Here is a 2,120-nt window from a genome sequence, read left to right on the forward strand (position 1 = left end):
AGGTCCCGGGCTCGAGCATGTCGCGCACCTGGGCCTGGAACTCCTTGTTGATCGCGCCCTTGGTCATCTTGCCCATCAGCGCTCCCAGCCCGGCACCGACGGCCATCCCGAGGAACGGGATGAAGAACAGCACGCCGAACAACAGCCCCCAGAACATCCCCCAGGAGGCGCCGCCGGCCACCTGGTGATGGTTGGTGGTGACGTGGAACTTGCCCTCCCGGTCGCGACTGATGGCCGCGATGGCGTCGGGCTGGATGATGAGGTCCTTGGCGAGGCGCTGGGCCTCCAGCGACGCGGCTGTCGCGGTCGTCTCGTCGGGGTAACCGATGGCGACAAGTGTTGCCATGATTCGAACACTTCCCTTCGCTGATCTGCACGGCCGGCGTCGTCCCCGGCGTCGGCACCAGTCAGCCACGCCGGCCGGGGGCCGACCTCATTCCGGGCGAATGAAGCTGCGCCGGGCTCCGCGGCGCCGCGGCGCCGCCCCGGCACCGGCGTCACCCGCGCCGGATGAGGCGCCGACCGGGCGTCCGGCTGAAGGATCGGGTACGGGTGGGCCACGGCCGGACCGCGTACGCCGTGACCCCGCCTTCCGTCCGATCAGCGAAGGAGTGGCAGATGGCCATCGGACCGGTCCAATTGATCGTGCTGGGTTTCAGACACCCCGATTTCCACGGCGAGGTCATCGCGGAGCTCGAGAAGCTGCGGCAGAGTGACACCGTCCGCGTCATCGACGCCCTCGCCGTCTACAAGAACGCCCGCGGCGACGTCGTGGTCGAGCACCTGAGCAACCTGACCACGCCGGAAGCCATCGAACTGGGCAGCAAGATCGGCGCGCTGATCGGGCTCGGCATCGACGGCGAGGCCGGCATGCAGGCCGGCGCCACCGCCGGGGCCCAGGCCGCCGTGGCCGGGCTCAAGGCCTTCAGCGACGAGGACGCCTGGGACATCCTCGCCGACATCCCCGACGACTCCGCCGCGGCACTGCTGCTCATCGAGCACCACTGGGCCGTGCCGCTGCGCGATGCCATCGCCCGGGCCGGCGGCTTCCGCCTCAACGACGGCTTCATCAGCCCCCTCGACCTAGTCGGGATCGGGCTGACCACCGCCGCGGAGGCCCAGGAACTGCACGACCTCGAAACGGCGGGCGCCCGATAAGCGTCCGCCCCGACCGCAGAAGGAGGTAGGAACATGTTCGGATCCCGCCGGGTGGCCCGGCGCACAGGCCGCCGCACAGCACGCCGGGTGTCGCGACGCCGCCGCTGACCAGCAACCGCAGAGATGCAGCCGGAGCACCGCTGTCCGGCTGCATCGGCGTTCCTGAGCCTGGGCGGGGTCCCCGCTCATCCGTTGCGGGTGGCGCGCCCGGTTCGAAGGGCGGGGCATCGTGAGGACATGACCAGCACGGATCCGCACTCGGCTCCCCTGTCCCCGGCACGGCGAACGTTGCCGCGGTGGGGTGACACCATGGTGGGCGCCGCCTTCACGGCTCAGGGCGCCACGACCGAGGCCGCCGCCGTTCTGCGCCGGCACCTGGACCGGCTCGCCCAGCGGGGCGCCTCGGAACGGACCCGGTGGCGGCTGCGGGCCGAGCAGACGGCCCGGACCGCGGTGTCGACGGTCGCGACTGCCCCGATCATCGACCGCGTCGTGGACGCCCAGCTCGAGCGGATCCTGCGGCCGGTGGTGCTCGCCGTCCTCGACGACGTCCTGCTGCTGCTGGAGAAGGAGCCGGAGCGGATCCAGACGCTCATCCGGGGCCAGCGCGAGAACATGGTCGACGAGCTGGTCGGACGCCTGCGGTCCGGCGCGCAGGCCGGCGACACGGCGGTCGACCGGATGAGCTTCCGGGTGTTCCGCCGCGGGAACCGCGCCGAGCCCGGACCGCCGCTCGACCTATGAGCACCCCGGCCGTGCGGGAGTACGCCGGTCCGGTCAGCCGGGCCGTCGCGTACCTGCTGGACGCCTTCGTGGTCGCCGCCCTGGCCACCGCCGCCGCCACCGCAGCCGCCATGATCACCTCTGTGCTGGGGGCGCGGCTGCACGACGCGGCCCTCGCCCTCGCCTCGGCCGGCCCGCTGCGCACGTTCTGGTCGGTCGTGCTGCCGGTCAGCCGCAAC

Annotated in this window: 3 protein-coding genes and 1 pseudogene; 3 read left to right on the top strand and 1 reads right to left on the bottom strand. The window is 72.1% G+C overall.

Going from position 1 to position 2,120, the window contains the following annotated elements:
• The coding region (locus AB0C29_RS45215) for a DUF1269 domain-containing protein (protein WP_360834099.1) at window positions 1-346 on the bottom strand (346 nt) is incomplete at its 3' end.
• Between the two features lie 272 nt (window positions 347-618).
• Between AB0C29_RS45215 and AB0C29_RS45220 the strand changes: the two genes are divergently transcribed.
• The 3 genes and pseudogenes from AB0C29_RS45220 to AB0C29_RS45230 form a co-directional block, all read left to right on the top strand.
• Complete coding sequence (locus AB0C29_RS45220) at window positions 619-1,158, top strand: hypothetical protein (protein ID WP_360834101.1); 540 nt, start codon at window positions 619-621, stop codon at window positions 1,156-1,158.
• A 237-nt stretch (window positions 1,159-1,395) separates the two neighbouring features.
• Window positions 1,396-1,902 carry a hypothetical protein gene (locus AB0C29_RS45225; protein WP_360834103.1) on the top strand — a complete coding sequence of 169 codons (507 nt, stop codon included), beginning with the start codon at window positions 1,396-1,398 and terminating at the stop codon, window positions 1,900-1,902.
• Window positions 1,899-2,120 (top strand): annotated as a pseudogene (locus AB0C29_RS45230) (hypothetical protein); the annotation flags it as partial. The gene AB0C29_RS45225 and the pseudogene AB0C29_RS45230, both read left to right, overlap by 4 nt.

The sequence above is a fragment of the Actinoplanes sp. NPDC048791 genome (genome assembly GCF_040650095.1).
Lineage (GTDB): Bacteria > Actinomycetota > Actinomycetes > Mycobacteriales > Micromonosporaceae > Actinoplanes.

What these genes read in the sequence shown, in the direction of transcription:
- AB0C29_RS45220 (WP_360834101.1), top strand. Translation starts at nt 619, where the DNA reads ATGGCCATCGGACCGGTCCAATTGATCGTGCTGGGTTTCAGACACCCC.
- AB0C29_RS45225 (WP_360834103.1), top strand. Translation starts at nt 1,396, where the DNA reads ATGACCAGCACGGATCCGCACTCGGCTCCCCTGTCCCCGGCACGGCGA.